Source organism: Flavobacterium tagetis (genome assembly GCF_016735615.1).
GTDB lineage: Bacteria > Bacteroidota > Bacteroidia > Flavobacteriales > Flavobacteriaceae > Flavobacterium > Flavobacterium tagetis.
The window spans coordinates 384414-404922 of record NZ_JAERSF010000002.1 but is presented as its reverse complement, the minus strand read 5'-3'; the positions used below and the strand labels follow the sequence as shown (position 1 = coordinate 404922).

Genomic DNA, 20509 nt, shown 5'->3' with positions numbered 1-20509 from the left:
AAAATCCAAACAATCCAAAAATTCGTATCTAACGAAAACCCAATTAAATTTAACTATGAAATCAAAACTTATCGCATTGACGGCTTTTCTGTCAATCTTTTTTTCTTCTTGTAATACTGTCGATGATTTATTGACATTTACTATTTCGAACAATGCTTCGATTAAAATTCAAAGTACTTCGCCAATCAACCTACCTTCGGAAATAATTACTCCAGAAGTTACAACCAATTCTTCGGCTGAGTTTGAAAATAATAAAACAAAAGCAAGTTTGGTAAAAGATGTAAAAATCAGATCACTGAAATTATCCATTACAGATCCGTCCGATAAAACTTTTACATTTTTAAAATCTGTTCATTTGTATATCTCAACGGCGAATTCAGAAGAAATAGAATTGGCGTATGCAGATAACATTAATGTATCAAGCAATTCAGTCGATTTAATTTGTACAGATAAAAGATTAGATGAATATATTAAAGCAGATAATTACAAAATTAGAACTAAAGTAACTTTAAAAGAAACCTTAACGCAAGATGTAACGGTAAAAGCAGAAATGGAATTTAAAGTGACTGCGGATCCGTTTTAAATTTTGAGGTTCAAAGGTTCAAAGCGGCAAAGGTTCAGAGGTTTCTGCTCCAACTCAATAAAAAAGGTTCAAAGGTAAACGAAGTATAAAACTTTGTCCCTTTGAACCTTTGTTACTTTGAACCTAGCACTAAAAGTGCTCTATTCTTTCGTCACAACAATAGAAGCTTTAAATCCGGCAGCTAGATTATCCCAATAATCATTTGTTACCAGATTGCCTTTATCGTCATAAACTTGTATTTCTGCAGTGTTTCCTCCTAGTGAACCTATATTTAAAGCTTCGAAATCTAATTTATTAAAGCCTTGCGTAAGATTAATTTTTACTTGCTGGAAATTAGAATCCAATAAAATTCTATCGCGAATTACGTGATCATTTGAAGAAACTTTCACCAAATCACCGTCAATTGCTCCAAAATCACGGAATTTCACTATAAAATATTCCGATTTCGTTTTAAAATCTCCCAACGAAATATTTTTCTTCACCAATACTCCGCGTCCTTCTCTTAAACCAGCATCTTTTAAAGATTTATCTAAATCTTTCTCCATTTTTGCTACATATCGATCGCCTGGATTAGCAAAATCGGTTTCTGTAGACATCGTAAATTTGCTTTTTTCTTCTCCAATTTGAAACTTTGATTTTGGAGTTATAGTCGTATTTTCAAAAACATTTGGAGTTTTAATCGCTGGCATATCATTAAACTCTGCCTGCGGATCTTTGACTTCAGGGATCGGAGTCTTTTTAGGCTTGGCAGTAAATTTCCCCCCAGGAATAGTTTTAAATTTAGTACTAGACTCAATTTGGGCTGATACTGATATTGCAGTAAAAAATAATATGAAAAATAAAATGTGCTTCATTGAAAAAAATATTATCGAATCGCCTTTTATAATTAATATAAATCAAAAGTCCAGCTTCACAAAAATAGTATAATTTACTTACTTGCTACAACTTTAGGAGTTTTATAACATTAAATTAAGCTAATTTTTGGAATCAAAAAACCTGCCAAGATTTTTTACTTTTAAAAAAATAAATTTCAAATCTGAAAATTCCAAATTCCAAAAAATCACTTTATAAAAACACTCAGCATTTTGATTATTAACAACTTATTCTTAACTTCAAAGATTTATTTTACCATTTAAAATCTCAAGAAAATGGATTATATAGATTATTACAAAGTATTGGATGTTACAAAATCGGCCACTGAAGCAGATATCAAAAAAGCATATCGAAAACTGGCAAGAAAATATCATCCCGATTTGAATCCAAATGATAAAGAAGCCGAAAAAAAATTCAAGGAAATCAATGAAGCTAACGAAGTTTTAAGCAATCCTGAAAATCGAAAAAAATACGATAAATACGGAAAAGATTGGAAACACGCCGATGAATTTGAAAAAGCAGGCTACGATCCGAATCAACAACAGCAAAGCAGACAGCAAGGCGGTTATCAATATTCTGAAGGCGATTTCTCTGGTTTTGGAGGTGGAGATTTTTCGGGCAGTGATTTTTCGGAATTCTTCAATTCGATGTATGGAGGAGGTGCAGGCAGAAGCAGAACGCAGGCTAAATATAGAGGACAGGATTTTAATGCCGAACTGGAATTAGACTTAAAAGCCGCTTATACAACACACAAACAAAACTTAACCGTAAACGGAAAAAATATCCGAATTACGATTCCTGCTGGTGTAGAAAACGGACAGATTATTAAAATTCCAAATCATGGCGGACCTGGTGTAAATGGCGGACCAAACGGAGATTTATACATCACTTTTATAATTTCTAATAATTCAGATTTTAAAAGAGAAGGCAATAATTTGTATGCCGACGCTCCTATTGATTTGTACACTGCAATTTTAGGTGGAGAAACTTATATCAATACTTTCGACGGAAAAGTAAAAATCAAAGTTCCAGCAGAAACTCAGCCTGGAACCAAAGTGAAGCTGAAAGGAAAGGGCTTTCCTGTTTACAAAAAAGAGAATCAGTTTGGTGATTTATACATTACGTACACCATAAAACTTCCAACAAAACTGTCGGATAAAGAAAAAGAATTATTTGAAGAATTAGCAAAACTAAGAAAGTCATGAAAAATAAAAATTTGATCCAGATAAAACAGTTTTGTATTTACCACGAAATTGAAAACACTTTCATTACCGAACTTAATAATTATGGACTCATACATATTATTACGGAAGAAAATGATGAATTTTTAGAACCAGAACAGCTTCCAACTGTTGAAAAAATGATTCGCATGCATTATGATCTCAAAATAAATCTGGAAGGAATTGATGCTATTGCAAACCTTTTGAATAAGATTGAAACCTTGCAGCAAAATTTAAATACGGTACAAAACAAGCTTCGACTGTACGAAGAAAAAGAAACCGAATAAAATATCACAAAAAAGCTTGATTTCTGAATTGATTTCAAGCTTTTTTTAATCGCTGACAGAAGCATAATTCTTAAATTGCGTCAACTTTAATTAACCTGAATTTGCTTTTAAACCATACAGACAAATTCGCAAAAATTATAAAAAATGAAAAGAGAAAACATCTTAACTGGATCTCCGTGGGAAGACAAAATGGGATATTGCCGTGCCGTAAGAATTGGCAATATTGTTGAAGTTTCTGGCACTGTAGCCCTTGTTGACGGCGATAAAGTAAAAGCTGATGACGCTTATGCTCAAACCTATAATATTTTGGAGCGAGTTGAAAAAGTTTTAGAAGATTTAAATGTAGGTATGAAAGATGTTATTAGAACAAGAATTTTTACAACAGACGTTTCTACTTTCGAAGAAGTGGCTAGAGCACACTCTGCTTTCTTTAAAGATGTAAAACCAACTACAGGATTTTACGGAATCAGTAAATTGGTTGCTCCTGAATATTTGGTTGAAATAGAATTTACTGCTGTAGTATAATATTTTTTTTTGCCACGAATTTCACTAATTCCACTAATTATTTTTCTTATGCCACTCCCGATAGCTATCGGGATAATGGATTTAAATTTTTTTTTCTTTAAATTCGTGAAAATTGGCGAAATTCGTGGCAAACTTTTAGAATTCATTAATGACTTCCTTAAATCCAAGACAATTCCTGCTTTCACTTCCTAAATGGATTCTTATCTGTGCTTTAGTTGGTATATTTTCAGGTTCTACATCTGCTTTCTTTTTAGTTTCTCTAGAATGGGTTACACAATTTAGAATTCAGCACGATTGGATTATCTGGCTTTTGCCTTTCGGCGGATTTCTGGTTGGATTGAGTTATTATTATTGGGGAGAATCAGTTACAAAAGGAAATAATCTTTTGCTCGAAGAATACGAAAATCCTAAGAAAGTCATTCCTTTTAAAATGGCTCCTTTAGTTCTTTTAGGAACACTACTCACCCATTTGTTTGGAGGATCTGCAGGGCGAGAAGGAACTGCGGTACAAATGGGAGGCGCAATTGCCGATCAGTTTACCAAGTTTTTCAATCTTGATAATTCAGAACGCAGAATTTTAATCATTCTCGGAATCAGTGCGGGTTTTGCTTCTGTTTTTGGAACTCCTTTAGCCGGCGCAATTTTCGCTTTGGAAGTTTTGTATTTCAGTAAAATTAATTTTAAAAGTATTCTGCTTTCTTTTCTAGTGGCTTACGCCGCATATTTCACTGTAGAATTCTGGGAAATAAAACATACACATTACAGCATTCCAACAATTCCAGAACTTAGCTTAAACAATATTATTTTCACTCTAATTGTTGGGGTTTTATCTGGATTTGCAGCTTTATTATTCTCTAGAAGCACACATTTTTGGGGTTCTCTTTTTTCAAAAAATATTAAATATCCACCGCTTCGCCCTGTAATTGGAGGTATTGTATTAGCCATTGCGATTGCGGGTTTAGGATTTACGAAATTCTCAGGATTAGGCGTTCCTGTTATTGTTGATTCCTTTTCAAATCCAAACCAGTGGTATGATTTTCTGCTTAAAATCTTATTTACAGGATTTACACTAGGAGCTGGTTTTAAAGGCGGAGAAGTAACACCTTTATTCTTTGTTGGAGCTACTTTAGGAAGCGCTTTATCAACCGTAATTCCAATGCCAATTGCTCTTTTAGCAGGAATCGGATTTGTTGCTGTTTTCTCTGGTGCAACCCACACTCCTATTGCCTGCACAGTAATGGGAATGGAATTATTTGGGATTGCTCCTGGAATCTTCATTGCAATCGCCTGCACAATTGCTTATTTTTCTTCTGGTTCTGTTGGAATTTACAAATCTCAGATTGTAAAAGGTGCGAAATACAAACTGTATCAAAAATTTCAAAAGAAAGAACTACAGAATTTATAAAGTAAAGTTCCAATATTTTTAAATTGCTACGCCTATTCGCTAACGCTCGAGTCCAAATTCCAAACGGAATTGAGAACTGAGACTGCGACTGAAAACTAAAATTATTTTCAGCATTACATTAAAAAAATGTAAATTCGCACACTATGAAAATACAAGATATTCAAGCGATTCAATTATTGCTTGCTACACCTAAGAAAATTGCAATAATTCCGCACAGAGGACCAGATGGTGACGCCATGGGTTCTACTCTAGCTTTGTACCATTTTTTACTCAAAAATAATCATCAGCCAACTGTTATTTCTCCTAATGATTTTCCTGATTTTTTAGCTTGGCTTCCAGGTTCAGAAACAGTAAAAATCTACGAAAGAGATACTCAAAACTGCATTAAAATATTAGAAGAAGCCGAACTTATTTTTACGCTAGATTTTAATGCTTTTCATCGTACTGGCGAAATGGAGCATACTCTCGCAAAACTTACGGCTCCATTTATCATGATTGATCATCATGAAAAACCTCATGATTATGCAACTTATACATACTCAGACACTTCGTACGGATCAACGTGTGAGATGGTTTATAATTTCATTGCCTTTTTAAACAAAAAAGAAGATATTGATAAAACCATTGCAACTTGCATCTATACTGGAATTTTGACCGATTCTGGTTCTTTCCGCTTTCCAGGAACAACTGGGAATACTCATAGAATTATTGCCGAATTGATCGATTTAGGAGTTGAAAACACTCAAATCCCAGTTTTACTATACGATAACAGCTCTTTTAGCCGTTTGCAGTTATTAGGCCGTGCACTTCAAAACATGAAAATTTTTGAAGAACACAAAACTTCTTACATGACTCTTACACAAGAAGAACTTGATTCGTTTAACTATGTAAAAGGTGATACTGAAGGAATTGTAAACTACGGATTAAGCATTCGCGGAATTGTTTTTACAGCCATATTCATTGAAAACAAGGAAGAAAAAATCATTAAAATTTCTTTCCGTTCTCAAGGAGGATTTGATGTTAACCAGTTTGCAAGAGATCATTTTAACGGTGGTGGACATGTAAATGCTGCTGGAGGAAGATCTGAAGCTTCTATGGAAGAAACAGTAAACAAATTTGAAGATTTAGTCAAAAAACTAAAATTATAAATCCAAATCATGAATTACCTAAAACTTAGCATTTATACTTTGCTTTTTACTGTTTTGTTAAGCAGTTGCAAACATCATGAAGAAGCGAGAAGACCTATTTCTAGAGCTTCAGGATCGTTCATGAAGAAATCGGCTGACCGAAATAAAAAGTTAGTGGCAAATGAAGAAGACATCATTAAAAAAATAATAAAAAGCAATCCGAAAGTAAAATATTATGCCACTCCAAAAGGCTATTGGTTTTCTTACGACGAAAAAAACGTAAATGAAACTGCAGCTCCAAGAAAAGGCGATATTGCTTACTTTAATATGGAAGTAAAAGACATAAAGAACAACATCATTTATTCTGATTCTGATCTTGGTCCACAGACCTATTATGTAGACAAACAAGATATTATGATGGGGCTTCGCGATGGAATTAAAAGAATGCGCAAAAATGAAACGGTTACATTTTTATTTCCATCACATATGGCATATGGATATCACGGAGACAACAAAAAAATTGGTCCAAACGAACCGTTGATTGTTACGATAACACTTAGAAATTTTGTTCCAGATCCAGCTGCACAAACAGCAAAACCTGCTGCTCAACCATCAGGTGTAACCCCAAAACCTGCAGTTGCAAAACCTGCAGCGCAAGCTAAAAAAGACACATTAACTCAATAAAAAACAATTCTTAAAATGAAAAAGAGTATTTTATTATTACTATTAGCAGTTAGCTCATTTTATTCTTGTAAAGACGACCATAGCAATCTGCCTGATGGTTTATACGCCGATATCGAGACAAACAAAGGCCACATCATTGTAGAGCTAGATTACAAAAAAGCTCCTATAACAGTTGCAAATTTTGTGACTTTAGCTGAAGGTAAAAATGAGTTTGTAGCACACGAACAATTAAAAAATAAACCTTTTTTTGATGGCTTAAAATTCCACAGAGTAATCGAAAATTTTATGATTCAAAGTGGTGATCCATTAGGAACTGGTTCTGGAGATACTGGATATAAATTTAAAGACGAATTCTCAGATTTAAAATTTGATAAAGCCGGAGTTTTAGCAATGGCAAACAATGGCCCAGGAACAAACAGCAGCCAATTTTTCATCACTCATGTAGAAACTCCTTGGTTAGACAACCTACATACTATTTTTGGTCATGTTGTAAGTGCAAAAGATCAGGAAGTAGTAAACAAAGTAGTTCAAGGCGATAACATCGTTTCTGTAACGATTATCAGAAATGGTGAAGCAGCTAAGAAATTTGATGCTGTAAAAGTATTTCATGATTATTTTGCTGATATCGCAAAAGAACAAAGCAAATATGCTGGCGTTCAAAAAGAAAAAGTGGATTATTATGCCGCTTTAAAAGCAAAAGCAACAAAAACTACTAGCGGTTTAGAATATGTAATTACAGAAAAAGGAAGCGGTAAAAAACCAGTTGCGGGAAATCCAATCTACATTCACTACGCTGGTTTCCTTGAAAACGGAACTTTATTTGACGCTAGCATTGAAGAAGTTGCAAAACAATTCGGAAAATTTGATCCTGCAAGAGCAGCACAAAACGGCTACCAACCAATTCAATTTCAAGCAGGTAAAAAAGATGGTTTAATTCCTGGTTTTATTGAAGGGGTTGAGCAATTGTCTTATGGAGATAAAGCGGTTCTTTTTATACCATCTCACTTAGCTTATGGAGCAACTGGTGCTGGAGGAGTAATTCCGCCAAACGCTAATATCATTTTCGAAATCCAGATTTCAGATAAACAGTAATCAAATTATAGACTTAAAATTAAAAAGCAATGAAATTTAAATTTCTGTTTTTATTTTGCTTAGCAATAGTAAATATTCAAGCTCAGACTAAAAAACCTGTTGCAAAGCCAGCGGCAAAACCTGCAACGGCAGCAACTGCTGCTAATCCGAGTGATGGAATTTTTGCAACAATCTCTACTACAAAAGGAGATATTATTCTTTCTCTAGAATATGTAAAAACTCCTGTTACGGTAGCAAACTTTATTACTCTTGCAGAAGGTACAAATCCTAACGTTAAAGGTGCTCTTAAAGGAAAACCATTTTATAACGGATTAAAATTTCACAGAGTTATTAATGATTTCATGATTCAGGGTGGTGATCCTGACGGAAATGGCACTGGAGGTCCAGGATATTCTTTTAAAGATGAATTTGTAGACGATTTAAAATTCGAAAAAGGAGGCGTTCTAGCAATGGCAAATTCTGGCCCGGCAACGAATGGAAGCCAATTTTTCATTACACATAAAGACACTCCTTGGTTAAACGGAAAACACACCATTTTTGGACATGTAGTTTCTGGAATGGATAATGTAAATAAAATTGTTCAAGACGATGTAATAACAAAAATTGTTATTACCCGTAAAGGTGCAACTGCTAAGAAATTTGATGCTTTAAAAGTTCTTAGCGATGATGTAAAAAAAGAAGCCGCTAAAAAAGAAGAGGCAAAAAAAATAGTAACTGCTAAAGCCGCATATTTTAAAGACTTAAAAGCAAAAGCAACAGCAACTTCTACAGGTTTAAAATATGTAATTACTCAAAAAGGTACTGGCGTTAAAGGTGCTGAAGGTTCTACAATTTATTTTCATTATGCTGGATATTTTGAAGATGGAAGCTTATTTGACAGTAGCATGGCACCAGTAGCAAGAACCTACGGAAAATATGATGCAAACAGAGACGCTCAAGGTGGTTACAAAGCTTTTCCTTTTACAGTTGGTAAAAAAGAAGGTATGATTCCTGGCTTTCTTGAAGCTCTTGATATGATGACAGACGGGGAAAAAGCAACTTTCTTCCTGCCTTCAAATTTAGCTTATGGAGAAAAAGGTGCTGGAGGTGTAATTCCACCAAATGCAACTCTTATTTTTGAAATTGAAACATATCAAAATCAGCCTAAATAATTAGAAAAGAGAAGATTTATTCTTTACAAATATAAAAAGCCATCAGAATTATTCTTGATGGCTTTTCTTTTTTCTTCATTTTCATTTTTTAAAGAATTCTTAATTCAAGGCTTTAAAATTCAATTTCATTACCATTAAATCACTATTTTCAACATAGTACGATAGAATCCTAAATAAAATAACTTACCTTTGCCGGCTTAATTTTTTTAAAACAGATAATTTATGACGTCGCAAAATAATGTATTAAAAGGTGTTTTTCTTGTTGCTTTGGGAGCAACCACTTACGGAATGTTGGCTACTTTTGTAAAAATGGCCTATTCTGAAGGATACACAACTGCAGAAGTCACCACCTCACAGTTTATATACGGAATTCTAGGAATTCTTCTAATCAATCTTTTTCAGCGTATTAAAAATAAAAACAAACCTGCCGTACAAGCATCTCGTAAAAATATTTTCAGTTTAATGCTTGCAGGAACTTCATTAGGAATGACAAGTTTATTTTACTATTTGGCGGTAAAATATATTCCCGTTTCTATCGGAATCGTTTTGTTGATGCAAACTGTTTGGATGGGCGTTTTACTTGAAATGATTTTAGAAAAAAAACTGCCTTCAAAGCAAAAAGTCATTGCTGTATTAATAGTGCTTTTCGGAACTGTTTTAGCAACCAATATCATCAATAATGATATCGAGTTAGATTGGAGAGGTTTAGTTTGGGGAATGCTAGCTGCCGCTTCTTTTACTACTACCATGTTTACTGCAAATAGTGTTGCAACTGAAATTTCATCTGCACAAAGAAGCCTTTATATGCTTCTAGGCGGTGCTGTTATTGTATTTTCGTTTGCTTTTGCAACACAAGTAACTGCTTTTAATTTAGAAATCTTCTTAAAATGGGGAATTGTCTTATCATTATTTGGCACTATAATTCCGCCTCTTTTAATGACTGCTGGTTTTCCTTTAACGGGAATCGGTTTGGGAAGTATTGTTTCTGCGCTTGAACTGCCAGTTTCTGTAATGATGGCATTTGTTTTATTAAATGAAAAAGTAATATTTTCTCAATGGGTTGGCATTGTATTGATTATCCTTGCTATAATTATTATGAATGTAAATTTCAAACCCAAAAAATAACGCTAAATATGCATTATCAAAAAAATTAGATCTGTAATGCAATAATTGTTAATTTTTTTATAATTTCGTGATATACAACTAAATATCATGATTTTACCTTGGCATTTATATTTAATGGCTTGCTTATATATTGTTGCAGGGATAAATCATTTTAGAAAACCTGGAATGTATCTAAAGATTATTCCGCCCGCATTTAAAAACCCCAAATTAATAAATATTTTAAGTGGTGCCTCTGAGATTATTCTGGGCATCTTTCTAATCTTGCCTTTTACAACACATATTGCCGCCTGGGGAATTATAATGCTATTGATTGCTGTATTTCCTGCCAATTTGTACATGTTTCAAAATAAAAAAGCAGGTTTTGGTTTACCATTATGGATTTTATTTGTACGTTTGCCCTTACAAATTGTTTTAATTTATTGGGCTTACCAATATACATTCTAAACATTAACCATTTAAATTATTTTATTATGAAAAAATTATTTGCAGAGTTTTTCGGGACTTATTGGCTTGTTTTTGGCGGATGCGGAAGTGCACTATTTGCGGCAGGAATTCCAAATTTAGGAATTGGATTTGCAGGTGTTGCGCTGGCTTTTGGGTTAACGGTACTTACAATGGCATATGCTGTTGGCCATATTTCTGGCGGTCATTTCAACCCAGCTGTTTCTTTTGGTTTATGGGCTGGCGGAAGATTTTCTGCCAAAGATCTTATTCCGTACATCATTGCGCAATGTGTAGGTGCAGCCGCTGCGGCAGGAACTTTGTACACAATAGCTTCTGGAAAAGCTGGATTTGCAATTGACAGCACAAAAGCGGGAGCCTTTGCATCTAATGGTTTTGGGGCTTTTTCTCCTGATGGTTATTCATTACAAGCTTGTTTCATCGCTGAATTTGTACTTACTTTATTCTTCTTACTAGTAATTTTAGGAGCAACAGATAAGTTTGCAAATGGCAGATTTGCAGGAATTGCAATTGGTTTGGCTCTTACTTTAATACACTTAATCAGTATTCCAATTACGAATACTTCTGTAAACCCAGCGAGATCATTATCTCAAGCTATTTTTGTTGGCGGAGAACCATTGTCTCAGGTTTGGTTGTTTTGGGTCGCTCCTATTCTTGGCGCATTAGCTGCAGGTTTTCTTTATAAAACACTACTTCAAAATCATGCAGAAGCATAATTAGAGAAAAAAAAAATTAATATATCATCAAAAAAATAGAATATGGAATTTTTATATTTTTTACTTATTGGAGCCATTTCTGGATGGCTGGCTGGTCAAATTTGGAAAGGTGCTGGCTTTGGTTTAATTGGTAATATCATTGTTGGAATTATAGGCGGATTTATCGGAGGATGGATTGCAGGCAAACTTGGCATTGGAGGAGGTGGTCTTCTGTGGCAAATTCTGATTGCCGTAGGTGGTGCATGGGTTTTATTATTTATAATCAGCCTCATCAAAAAATAATACCATAAATAATAATTTCTAAAGAGAAAATCAGATATATTTATATTTGGTTTTCTCTTTTTCTTTGCACAAAACCGAAAGAAATCTCTAATTAATTCAAATATTTATGCACTATGAATGACATTATTAATTATTTTTCTACGATTCCCTCTTCACATAGAAGTTTGATTTTGGTTGGTGGCATTACCATTTTCTGGCTCATTGAAAATAGTTTTCCATTATTCAAAATGCAATACAAAAAATGGCCTCATGCAGGAATAAATTTCTTTTTTACATTTACTACAATTGTAGTCAATTTTATTCTTGCCTTTATTTTAATAAAAACCGCCGCTTGGACAATCGAAAATAATTTTGGAATTCTGCAATGGCTTCCGCAAATGCCTATTTGGCTTTATACTATAATTGGATTATTGCTTTTGGATTTAATTGGAGCATATTTGGCCCATTTGGTAGAACACAAAATAAAATTCCTGTGGCAGTTTCATTTGGTGCATCATACCGATACTTGGATTGATACTACAACTGCCAACAGGCATCATCCTGGAGAAAGTGTAGTACGTTTTGTTTTTACCACTTTAGGCGTTTTAATTGTTGGAGCTCCAATGTGGATGGTTTTTCTTTACCAGTCATTATCAGTTGTGGCTTCACAATTTAATCACGCCAATATTTCGCTACCAGAAAAACTCGATGCTTGCTTAAGTTATTTTATTGTTTCTCCGAATATGCATAAAGTGCATCATCATTATGTACTACCCTATACAGATAGCAATTATGGAAATATTTTTTCTGTATGGGACAGACTTTTTGGAACATTCACTTATTTACCCAAAGATCAGCTTGTATACGGTGTAGATACTCATATGCTTCCCGAAGAAAACAATGAATTGAAGAATCTGCTAAAAATTCCATTTCAAAAATCAAGATCCTTTAAAAACAGCTAAATTCTCTAAAAAAAGTGCACTTTACTGAAACAACTTATTATTTTTTTTTTTAATATTGATACAAGAATTGAAAATCAATCTATTAATAATTAACACCCTATTTTGAATTAATTTTCACGAGATGAAAAAGAGTAGCCGCAAAGAATTAACTCCGGAACAAACCGAAAGACTTGTTTCGTTAGCTTTAGAAGAAAGAAATCCATTTGAAATTATAAAGAAAGAATTTGGATTGGCAGAAAAAGAAGTCCTGGACATCATGAAAAAGAAAATGCCTCTTGAAAAATTTGAGATGTGGAAAAAGAAGGCAATTGCAAACAAACCAAAACCAAAACCAGTAAAAATAGATGATTTTGACGAAGATTTGGACGGAAAATATTATATCAAGAATAAATTAGACTAAAATAAAAGCTCCTGTTTTACAGGAGTTTTTTTTTATCTTTAAATTTAATGTGATTTTTTAGTAACTTTTTGCTAATTTTTGTGTCAAATACAATTAACTAAACATATAGAAATGAAAAAAATACTTTACACCTTAGCTCTAGCGGTCACTTTTTGGAGCTGTAAAACAGGTACCGGAGCCGCAAAAAGCAACATTGTTGAAGTTAATATCAATTTAACTGATGTTAAAGATGATAAAGTTTTGGTTACAGTTACACCGCCAGTCTTTAAAACAGATGAAGTTGTCTATAGTATTCCGAAAACTGTTCCAGGTACTTATTCAACAGATAATTACGGAAAATTTTCGGAAGATTTTAAAGCATTTGATTCTAAAGGAAATCCACTTACGGTAAAAAGATTAGATGATAATTCTTGGTCTATTTCAAACGCAAAAACGTTGAAAAAAATCACTTATTTGGTAAACGATAGTTTCGATACTGAAAAAGGAACTGGATTTGGAAATGATGACGTATTTTCTCCAGCAGGAACAAACATCGACGCAGGAAAAAACTTCATGGTCAATACTCATGGATTTGTAGGGTATTTTAAAGATAAATTAGATGTTCCGTACAAAGTTACTATCACACATCCTGAAACACTTTGGGGAGCAACTTCTATGACAGATCAAGATGCAAGCAATACTTCTGATGTGTTTACTACTTCTCGTTATGCTATTTTGGTAGAAAATCCAATTATGTATTCTAAACCTGATTACACTACTTTTAATGTAAACGGGATGGACATCTTAATTGCTGTGTACTCTCCTACTGGAAAATATACTGCTGAAAGTATTACTCCAGAAATGAAAACGATGATGACAGCGCAGAAAAACTTTTTAGGGAAAGTAAATTCTACTAAAAAATATACTGTGTTATTGTACTTATCAAGCATGGCAAAAGACGATGCTCACGGTTTTGGAGCTTTAGAGCACCCAACTGCTACAACAGTAGTTTTGCCAGAATCAATGCCAAAAGAAAAATTGGTAGAATCTATGAAAGATGTGGTTTCTCACGAGTTCTTTCATATTGTGACTCCATTAACTATTCACTCAAAAGAAATTCAATATTTTGATTACAATACACCGCAAATGTCTGAGCATTTATGGATGTATGAAGGTGTAACAGAATATTTTGCGAATCTTTTCCAAATCAACCAAGGTTTGATTGACGAAGCTGAATTCTACACTCGTATTGCTGACAAGATTGCACAATCTAAGCAGTTAGACGATACAATGTCGTTTACAGTAATGAGTAAAAATGTATTAGAACAGCCTTACAAAGACCAATACTTAAATGTATACCAAAAAGGAGCTTTAATTGGTATGTGCATCGATATTATCATTAGAGAAAAAAATAATGGAGAAAGAGGAATTCTTGATTTAATGCATAAATTATCTGATGAATATGGAGTTGAAAAACCTTTCAATGACAATGAATTATTCGCTAAAATCACTTCTTTAACATATCCTGAAGTTGGAGACTTTTTAAATAAATATGTTGCGGGAACTACTCCAATTCCTTACGACTTCTACTTAGCTAAAGTTGGTGTTACAAAAGCAATGGAGAAAAAAACTGGAAATCCATTTATCAAAGGACAAACTCCATACATTACGGTTGATAAAGCGACAAAAGAAATCGCTGTTCGCCCAGATTCAGAATCAGTTGATTTCTATAAAAACTTGAATTTAAAAGGTGGCGATAAAATCTTAGCTGTAAACAATAAATCATACAATTTGGATAACATTTATGATTTGGTTACTGAAAGTGAAAACTGGAAAGATAATGACCCAATTATTTTGAAAGTAAAACGTGGCGGAAAAGAAGAAACCATTAAAGGAACTGTAAAACTACCATTTGAAGAAGCTGAAACTTTTAAAGCTACTGATGCTTCAAAAGAGAAACTTAAAAATGCATGGTTAAAAGGTTAATTTCCTTTTACAATATAAAAAAAACCGACAAGAGATTGTCGGTTTTTTTATATTATAATTTGCTAGATTTATCAGACTGAGCGAAATCAAAGCTGTCGCAAGTTAAATCCGCACTGAGTTGGGCTTCGACTCCGCTCAGCCAGACAAAAAAGGGTTTACTTTTTTACAGGAAATTTCCAGTCAAACTCATCTTTACTATTGATGATTGCTCCAATTTCGAATTTCACTACCTCATCAAATTCTGTTTGAAGAATAAACCAATTGTCTTCGTTGAAGTAATTTTCGAAAGTGTCAAAAGTTTCTTGATTGTACTTATTGATTCCTTTTGCCGCAAAATCTTTCTTTACATCAGCGATTTTTCTTCCAATTAATTTGAATCCGAAAACTTCTAGATCATTACTTGAAGCTACAATATATCCCAATTTAAGATCTTCTTCTTCATAGAAAGTTAACCTCATTTTATGAGAGTTGTAAACAAAAATCACATTTTCATCTTCGTCTTTATAGTTTTTATCAGGTTTTCCTAAAGCAGCTGTTACATCATTCTGCTTCATTCCGAAAAGCAGTTTATCTATTCCTGATTTTAAATTGATCTTCATATTGATTGTCTTTATTTGAAGTGCAAATTTCGTGAAGTTTTTTGTTGTTTTGCCACGAATTGCACAAATTTTCTCGAATCTATTATTATTCTTGCTGATTGGCTTTTTTTGTCAGGCTGAGCGAAGTCGAAACCACTTTTCATCATAAAAGCCCTTCGACTCCGCTCAGGGTGACACTTAATAGCTATTTTTATTTGGCTTGTTACTCATATAAAATGTAATCTTCCCGCCATTTATAACATCAGCATGTTTCAAAAACGGTTTTTCCAATTGTTTTCCGTTGAGTAGAACTTTGCTCACAAAAACATTTTTATCCGATTGGTTTACAGTTTCCACCTCAAAAGTTTTTCCGTTTTCTAAATTTAAAATGGCATTTTTTAGCAACGGACTTCCTAATGCATATTCATCAGAACCTGGAGCAACTGGATAAAATCCTAAACTGCTAAAAATATACCAAGCACTCATTTGCCCGAAATCATCATTTCCGCCTAAACCGTCAGCGCCATTTCGGTACATTTTTTTCAAGATCATTCTAATTTTATCTTGAGATTTCCAAGGAGAATCTGTCCAGTTATACAAATATACAACGTGATGCGAAGGCTCATTTCCGTGAACATAATTTCCAATGATTCCGTCTCTTGTTATGTCTTCTGTATTTTCAAAATATTTGTCTGGAAGATGCATATTGAAAAGTGAATCTAAACGAACTTTAAATTTCTCATTTCCTCCCATCAATTGAATCATATCAGCAGGATCTTGCGGAACGTATAAACTGTAATTCCAAGAATTTCCTTCAATAAAACCTTGTCCGTGCGTATCTAATGGATCAAATTCTTTTTTGAAAGTTCCGTCATTCAATTTTGGACGCATAAAACCTATTTTTTCATCATAGACATTTTTATAATTTTTCGATCTATCGATGAATTCATTATAAATATCTGTCTTTCCTAATTTCTTCGCTGCCTGAGCAATTGCCCAGTCATCATAAGCATATTCTAAGGTTTTAGAAACTGAAGCACCGCTTTTGTCTTCCGGAACATATCCTTTATTCATGTAAAATTCCAAACCATCATAATACGGTACTTTTGCAGTATTTACACAAGCTTGAAGTGCTTTTTCGACATCGAAACTAATATTGCCTTTTACAATTGCATCTGCCACAACTGAAACAGAATGATATCCAATCATACACCAATTTTCATTTGCGTAATGTGACCAAATTGGAAGCATTTTATGAACACTCTGATCCGAATGTGCCAACATCGAACTCACCATATCTGCGTTTCTTTTTGGTTGTACAATATTAAATAATGGATGCAAAGCACGATACGTATCCCAAAGCGAGTAACTGGTATAATTGGTAAAGTTTTCGGCTTTATGAACATTCATATCCAAACCTTTATAATTTCCGTCTAAATCCATGTATTCGGTTGGTCCCAAAAATGCATGATACATTGCGGTATAAAAATTAACCAAATCTTCTTTTTGAATGGTTTCAACCTGAACTTTATTCAGTTCTTTATTCCAAACTTCCTGACTTTGCTTTTTTACTTTTTCAAAATCCCAATCAGGAGTTTCTTTTTTCATATTTTCCAATGCTCCAGCAGAACTCACAGGCGACAATGCCATTTTGATTTTGATTTTTTCTCCTTCATTTGTATCAAAATCAAAAAACAATTTTAGGTTTTGTCCCGCCATTTCTGGAAAGTTTTTCGTTTGATCAAATCTTCCCCAGAAACCTCTGTAAACGCTTTTTTCCTGAGCAGCTTGTCCGTAGCTTTTAATTGGTTTATTGAATGACATTGCAAAATAAACTGTTCGAGTTCTTGCCCAGCCATTTGTTTGGCGGTATCCTGTTATTAACGTATCATTTTCTATACGAACAAAAGTCCAGACATTCTTTTTATCATAATTGTAAATTCCTGAAGTCAAATCTAAAATGATATGCGCCTCATCAGATTTTGGAAAAGTGTATTGATGCATTCCAACACGAGTAGTTGCCGTCAACTCTGCTTTTATTTTATGATCTTCCAAAAAAACGCTATAATATGCTGGCTCAGCCTTTTCTGTCGAATGCGAAAATGCCGATCTATAACCTGATAATGGTTTTGATGCCACTCCTGGATTTAATTGCAGTTTACCCGTTGTTGGCATAATTAAGAAATCGCCCAAATCTGAATGTCCTGTCCCGCTGAAATGGGTATGGCTAAAGCCAACAATCGTTTTGTCTTCGTACTGATAGCCAGCGCAGTATTTATAAACTTCTCCGTTATATTTTCCGTTTAAACTATAAGCAATTGTATCGGTTTCTGGGCTCAATTGTACGCTTCCAAAAGGAACTGTTGCTCCTGGATAAGTATGTCCCATTTTTGCCGTTCCAATCATTGGATCTACGTACTGGATAAGGTTTTTGCTTTGAATTGTCTTTTTTTGCGCCATTACATTAGCAACCGAAAGTAATATCAATACAAGAAGAAAATTACTGTGCTTTATTCTGATCATAATATAGTTTTTCTTTGAAATCTTTTTTGTCATTTGAATGTAGAAAAGTACAATAAAATCTATTTTTAAAAAACATAAATTTAGCAAGATTTCAAAAGGTTTAAATATCTTTGATATATTAAACGCCGAATCTAAACATGAAAAAATATCTTTTAATTTTACTTTTATTTTCTACTTCATTTATTTTTTCTCAAAAAATTGAAAGCCATAGATTAACCAAACAAGAAATTTCGCAACGTGAACTTGAAGGTGTAACAGATTTTCCTATTTATAAAGCATTTGAATTTAGCGATAAAGATGGTGTTTATGAATTGGTTTTAGGCGAAAATCAGAAAACAATTTCTAAAAAAGATACTTTAAATACCAAAATTCAAGCTATTTGTGTAATTAATGATCACGGCGGATTTTTAGAAAAATGGAGAATTAATGATTTGCTTGAAGATTATGAACCAAAAGAAACTGACATTTGGTTCTGGACAAAATATTGCAGCACAAAAGATATTGACGGAGACGGTTACATTGATCCTGTAATTGTTTACGGAACAAGAACTGAATATAATGATATAAGACGCGTAAAGATTATTACAGTTTACAAAAACAAAAAGTATGCAATTCGTGCTGTTGAATGCGATTTAGACTATTGCAGAAGTTTTAAAAAGGATCAAAATTGGAATACGCTTCCGCAGAAAATAAAAACGTATGTTGATCAATTGGTTGTTAAACTAAGAAAAGAACAGAATTTGCTTTTGAAAAATGGATAATTTTAATTGTGAATTGTGAATGGTAAATTGTTAATTGTATTGATGGTGATTCTTAATTAATAATTCACCATTAACAATTATCTACTCGTTCATTTCATCATAACGTTCTGGAACTTGCGGATCGTAAAGCGGACATTTGAATTCTTCCATGATATCTACTAGTTTATTCATGGTTTTTCCTTCTGTTCCGTAGCAGTCAATTTTTATACTTTGTGGTGTAGTAATAACTTGAAATGCACCTTTTCCTTTTGGATTTTTCCAACTGTTTTCGTCAACACGCTCCCAATCTGAAAAAACAGAATTAATTCTATTTACGATTACTTCAACTTGAAGAATAGCTAAACCTTCTACTTCTTCTTTTTCAAGTAGCGCTTCATAAACTTCTTGATTGTTCAGGTAAATTTCGTCTAGATATCTCCAAAAAAGTAATTCGTACATAATGTAAAGTATTTAAAAACATAGAGATGCACAATTGCGCATCTCTAAATATAATAATTATTTTAAAAGCTACAAAACCTTTGCAACTCTGAACCTTTGAATCTTTGCAACTATATTATTAATAATTGAATGTTCCGTATTCACTAATAATAGTCAGTTTTTTAGAATCTGATGCCTCTACTCTACCAACAATTTGTGCATCTACATTGAATGATTTAGAAATTTCAATAATATCTTGTGCAATATTTTCTGGAACGTAAAGCTCCATTCTATGACCACAGTTGAAAACCTGATACATTTCTTTCCAATCTGTTTTTGATTGTTCTTGAATTAACTTGAACAATGGCGGAACTGGAAATAAATTGTCTTTTATAACATGCAAATCTTTTACAAAATGCAAAATTTTAGTCTGTGCACCACCGCTGCAATGCACCATTCCATGAATATCTTCTGGTGTGTACTTATCTAAAATCTTTTTGATAATTGGAGCGTAAGTTCTAGTTGGCGAAAGCACTAACTGACCCGCATTTATTGGGCTATTTTCTACTTCGTCAGTTAAATTTACTTGTCCTGAATAAATTAAATCTTCTGGAACCGCTGCATCGTAACTTTCTGGATATTTTTTAGCTAAATATTTTCCGAAAACGTCGTGACGTGCAGAAGTTAATCCGTTGCTTCCCATTCCGCCGTTATAGCTTTTTTCGTAAGTTGCTTGACCAAAAGAAGCCAAACCAACAATTACGTCTCCTGCTTGAATATTTGCATTATCTACAACATCAGAGCGTTTCATTCTAGCTGTTACAGTAGAATCTACAATAATAGTTCTAACAACATCTCCAACATCCGCAGTTTCTCCTCCTGTTGAATGAATGGTAACTCCGAATGATTTTAATTCGTTAATTAATTCTTCTGTTCCGTTAATAATTGCAGAAATAACTTCAGCCGGAATTAAATTTTTATTTCTTCCAATAGTTGAAGAAAGCAGAATATTATCTGTTGCTCCAACACATAATAAATCGTCAATATTCATGATTAAAGCGTCCTGAGCGATTCCTTTCCAAACTGAAAGATCTCCAGTTTCTTTCCAATACATATACGCCAAAGACGACTTTGTACCTGCTCCATCTGCATGCATTATAAGACAGTGTTCATCATCCTGTGTTAGATAATCAGGAACAATTTTACAGAATGCTTGTGGAAATAAACCTTTGTCAATATTTTTTATAGCGTTATGTACGTCTTCTTTTGATGCCGAAACACCTCTTTGTGCATATCTTTTGCTAGAATCTGAACTCATGAAAATTAGTTTGTGTTGATGTGGTGCAAAGATAATCCCTTTTTTTAATTCTTTGACTTATTCGATTATTTGAT

The 20509-nt window shown here is 33.4% G+C and carries 22 protein-coding genes; 17 read left to right on the top strand and 5 right to left on the bottom strand.

The window, feature by feature from the left end; genetic code table 11:
- Positions 1-55 precede the first annotated feature (55 nt).
- Entirely contained in the window at positions 56-583 is a 528-nt protein-coding gene (locus tag JI750_RS09185; protein ID WP_202000620.1) for a hypothetical protein, read from the top strand.
- A gap of 140 nt (positions 584-723) precedes the next feature.
- Here the strand turns inward: JI750_RS09185 and JI750_RS09180 are convergent, their stop codons facing one another.
- Positions 724-1437, bottom strand: a complete 714-nt coding sequence (locus JI750_RS09180) for a hypothetical protein (RefSeq protein ID WP_202000618.1) — start codon at positions 1435-1437, stop codon at positions 724-726.
- A 294-nt stretch (positions 1438-1731) separates the two neighbouring features.
- On the opposite strand from JI750_RS09180, the gene JI750_RS09175 reads away from it, so the two are divergent.
- The 15 genes from JI750_RS09175 to JI750_RS09105 all read left to right on the top strand — a co-directional run bounded on the left by JI750_RS09175 (position 1732) and on the right by JI750_RS09105 (position 14838).
- On the top strand, positions 1732-2661 hold the full coding sequence (locus tag JI750_RS09175) for a DnaJ C-terminal domain-containing protein (RefSeq protein WP_202000616.1): 930 nt from the start codon (positions 1732-1734) through the stop codon (positions 2659-2661).
- Positions 2658-2963 carry a chaperone modulator CbpM gene (locus tag JI750_RS09170; RefSeq protein ID WP_202000613.1) on the top strand — a complete coding sequence of 102 codons (306 nt, stop codon included), beginning with the start codon at positions 2658-2660 and terminating at the stop codon, positions 2961-2963. Before JI750_RS09175 ends, JI750_RS09170 begins: the two co-directional genes overlap by 4 nt.
- Positions 2964-3107: 144 nt before the next feature.
- Complete coding sequence (locus JI750_RS09165) at positions 3108-3488, top strand: RidA family protein (RefSeq protein WP_202000611.1); 381 nt, start codon at positions 3108-3110, stop codon at positions 3486-3488.
- 148 nt (positions 3489-3636) lie between these two features.
- Entirely contained in the window at positions 3637-4893 is a 1257-nt protein-coding gene (locus tag JI750_RS09160; RefSeq protein WP_202000609.1) for a voltage-gated chloride channel family protein, read from the top strand.
- A gap of 143 nt (positions 4894-5036) precedes the next feature.
- Positions 5037-6041, top strand: coding sequence for a DHH family phosphoesterase (locus tag JI750_RS09155; RefSeq protein ID WP_202000606.1), 1005 nt, complete (start codon positions 5037-5039; stop codon positions 6039-6041).
- A gap of 9 nt (positions 6042-6050) precedes the next feature.
- On the top strand, positions 6051-6704 hold the full coding sequence (gene gldI, locus JI750_RS09150) for a gliding motility-associated peptidyl-prolyl isomerase GldI (protein WP_202000604.1): 654 nt from the start codon (positions 6051-6053) through the stop codon (positions 6702-6704).
- A 15-nt stretch (positions 6705-6719) separates the two neighbouring features.
- The gene (locus JI750_RS09145; RefSeq protein ID WP_202000602.1) at positions 6720-7796 is read left to right on the top strand and encodes a peptidylprolyl isomerase; all 1077 of its coding nucleotides are present in this window, start codon (positions 6720-6722) and stop codon (positions 7794-7796) included.
- Positions 7797-7825: 29 nt separating this feature from the next.
- Positions 7826-8947, top strand: coding sequence for a peptidylprolyl isomerase (locus JI750_RS09140; protein WP_202000600.1), 1122 nt, complete (start codon positions 7826-7828; stop codon positions 8945-8947).
- A 222-nt stretch (positions 8948-9169) separates the two neighbouring features.
- Positions 9170-10072 carry an EamA family transporter gene (locus JI750_RS09135; protein ID WP_202000598.1) on the top strand — a complete coding sequence of 301 codons (903 nt, stop codon included), beginning with the start codon at positions 9170-9172 and terminating at the stop codon, positions 10070-10072.
- An 87-nt stretch (positions 10073-10159) separates the two neighbouring features.
- Positions 10160-10516 (top strand): DoxX family protein, encoded by a 357-nt coding sequence (locus JI750_RS09130; protein ID WP_202000596.1) that lies wholly within the window; start codon positions 10160-10162, stop codon positions 10514-10516.
- A gap of 26 nt (positions 10517-10542) precedes the next feature.
- A complete protein-coding gene (gene aqpZ / locus JI750_RS09125) occupies positions 10543-11250 on the top strand; it encodes an aquaporin Z (protein WP_202000594.1) in 708 nt (235 codons plus the stop codon).
- 42 nt (positions 11251-11292) lie between these two features.
- A complete protein-coding gene (locus JI750_RS09120; RefSeq protein WP_111286841.1) occupies positions 11293-11532 on the top strand; it encodes a GlsB/YeaQ/YmgE family stress response membrane protein in 240 nt (79 codons plus the stop codon).
- Positions 11533-11645: 113 nt separating this feature from the next.
- Positions 11646-12473 (top strand): sterol desaturase family protein, encoded by an 828-nt coding sequence (locus JI750_RS09115; RefSeq protein WP_202000591.1) that lies wholly within the window; start codon positions 11646-11648, stop codon positions 12471-12473.
- A gap of 121 nt (positions 12474-12594) precedes the next feature.
- Positions 12595-12873 (top strand): DUF2805 domain-containing protein, encoded by a 279-nt coding sequence (locus tag JI750_RS09110; RefSeq protein WP_008462445.1) that lies wholly within the window; start codon positions 12595-12597, stop codon positions 12871-12873.
- A gap of 111 nt (positions 12874-12984) precedes the next feature.
- Positions 12985-14838: a M61 family metallopeptidase gene (locus tag JI750_RS09105; protein ID WP_202000588.1), complete on the top strand. Its 1854-nt coding sequence runs from the start codon at positions 12985-12987 to the stop codon at positions 14836-14838.
- A 155-nt stretch (positions 14839-14993) separates the two neighbouring features.
- Here the strand turns inward: JI750_RS09105 and JI750_RS09100 are convergent, their stop codons facing one another.
- Together JI750_RS09100 and JI750_RS09095 are read right to left on the bottom strand one after the other, a co-directional pair.
- Positions 14994-15437: a hypothetical protein gene (locus JI750_RS09100; protein ID WP_202000585.1), complete on the bottom strand. Its 444-nt coding sequence runs from the start codon at positions 15435-15437 to the stop codon at positions 14994-14996.
- A gap of 177 nt (positions 15438-15614) precedes the next feature.
- On the bottom strand, positions 15615-17939 hold the full coding sequence (locus JI750_RS09095) for a GH92 family glycosyl hydrolase (protein ID WP_202000582.1): 2325 nt from the start codon (positions 17937-17939) through the stop codon (positions 15615-15617).
- Between the two features lie 137 nt (positions 17940-18076).
- On the opposite strand from JI750_RS09095, the gene JI750_RS09090 reads away from it, so the two are divergent.
- Positions 18077-18700: a M949_RS01915 family surface polysaccharide biosynthesis protein gene (locus JI750_RS09090; RefSeq protein WP_202000579.1), complete on the top strand. Its 624-nt coding sequence runs from the start codon at positions 18077-18079 to the stop codon at positions 18698-18700.
- 81 nt (positions 18701-18781) lie between these two features.
- Here the strand turns inward: JI750_RS09090 and JI750_RS09085 are convergent, their stop codons facing one another.
- Together JI750_RS09085 and JI750_RS09080 are read right to left on the bottom strand one after the other, a co-directional pair.
- On the bottom strand, positions 18782-19138 hold the full coding sequence (locus tag JI750_RS09085) for a hypothetical protein (protein ID WP_202000576.1): 357 nt from the start codon (positions 19136-19138) through the stop codon (positions 18782-18784).
- Between the two features lie 118 nt (positions 19139-19256).
- Positions 19257-20435, bottom strand: a complete 1179-nt coding sequence (locus JI750_RS09080) for an AIR synthase related protein (protein ID WP_202000574.1) — start codon at positions 20433-20435, stop codon at positions 19257-19259.
- Positions 20436-20509: the final 74 nt, after the last annotated feature.

Bases quoted from the DNA above. Each gene is read 5' to 3' on its own strand.
- JI750_RS09105 (WP_202000588.1), top strand. From the start codon at position 12,985: ATGAAAAAAATACTTTACACCTTAGCTCTAGCGGTCACTTTTTGGAGC.
- JI750_RS09180 (WP_202000618.1), bottom strand. From the start codon at position 1,437: ATGAAGCACATTTTATTTTTCATATTATTTTTTACTGCAATATCAGTA.
- JI750_RS09130 (WP_202000596.1), top strand. From the start codon at position 10,160: ATGATTTTACCTTGGCATTTATATTTAATGGCTTGCTTATATATTGTT.
- JI750_RS09135 (WP_202000598.1), top strand. From the start codon at position 9,170: ATGACGTCGCAAAATAATGTATTAAAAGGTGTTTTTCTTGTTGCTTTG.
- JI750_RS09185 (WP_202000620.1), top strand. From the start codon at position 56: ATGAAATCAAAACTTATCGCATTGACGGCTTTTCTGTCAATCTTTTTT.
- JI750_RS09110 (WP_008462445.1), top strand. From the start codon at position 12,595: ATGAAAAAGAGTAGCCGCAAAGAATTAACTCCGGAACAAACCGAAAGA.
- JI750_RS09100 (WP_202000585.1), bottom strand. From the start codon at position 15,437: ATGAAGATCAATTTAAAATCAGGAATAGATAAACTGCTTTTCGGAATG.
- JI750_RS09160 (WP_202000609.1), top strand. From the start codon at position 3,637: ATGACTTCCTTAAATCCAAGACAATTCCTGCTTTCACTTCCTAAATGG.
- JI750_RS09095 (WP_202000582.1), bottom strand. From the start codon at position 17,939: ATGATCAGAATAAAGCACAGTAATTTTCTTCTTGTATTGATATTACTT.
- gldI (WP_202000604.1), top strand. From the start codon at position 6,051: ATGAATTACCTAAAACTTAGCATTTATACTTTGCTTTTTACTGTTTTG.
- JI750_RS09175 (WP_202000616.1), top strand. From the start codon at position 1,732: ATGGATTATATAGATTATTACAAAGTATTGGATGTTACAAAATCGGCC.
- aqpZ (WP_202000594.1), top strand. From the start codon at position 10,543: ATGAAAAAATTATTTGCAGAGTTTTTCGGGACTTATTGGCTTGTTTTT.
- JI750_RS09170 (WP_202000613.1), top strand. From the start codon at position 2,658: ATGAAAAATAAAAATTTGATCCAGATAAAACAGTTTTGTATTTACCAC.
- JI750_RS09145 (WP_202000602.1), top strand. From the start codon at position 6,720: ATGAAAAAGAGTATTTTATTATTACTATTAGCAGTTAGCTCATTTTAT.
- JI750_RS09120 (WP_111286841.1), top strand. From the start codon at position 11,293: ATGGAATTTTTATATTTTTTACTTATTGGAGCCATTTCTGGATGGCTG.
- JI750_RS09090 (WP_202000579.1), top strand. From the start codon at position 18,077: ATGAAAAAATATCTTTTAATTTTACTTTTATTTTCTACTTCATTTATT.
- JI750_RS09115 (WP_202000591.1), top strand. From the start codon at position 11,646: ATGAATGACATTATTAATTATTTTTCTACGATTCCCTCTTCACATAGA.
- JI750_RS09085 (WP_202000576.1), bottom strand. From the start codon at position 19,138: ATGTACGAATTACTTTTTTGGAGATATCTAGACGAAATTTACCTGAAC.
- JI750_RS09155 (WP_202000606.1), top strand. From the start codon at position 5,037: ATGAAAATACAAGATATTCAAGCGATTCAATTATTGCTTGCTACACCT.
- JI750_RS09080 (WP_202000574.1), bottom strand. From the start codon at position 20,435: ATGAGTTCAGATTCTAGCAAAAGATATGCACAAAGAGGTGTTTCGGCA.
- JI750_RS09140 (WP_202000600.1), top strand. From the start codon at position 7,826: ATGAAATTTAAATTTCTGTTTTTATTTTGCTTAGCAATAGTAAATATT.
- JI750_RS09165 (WP_202000611.1), top strand. From the start codon at position 3,108: ATGAAAAGAGAAAACATCTTAACTGGATCTCCGTGGGAAGACAAAATG.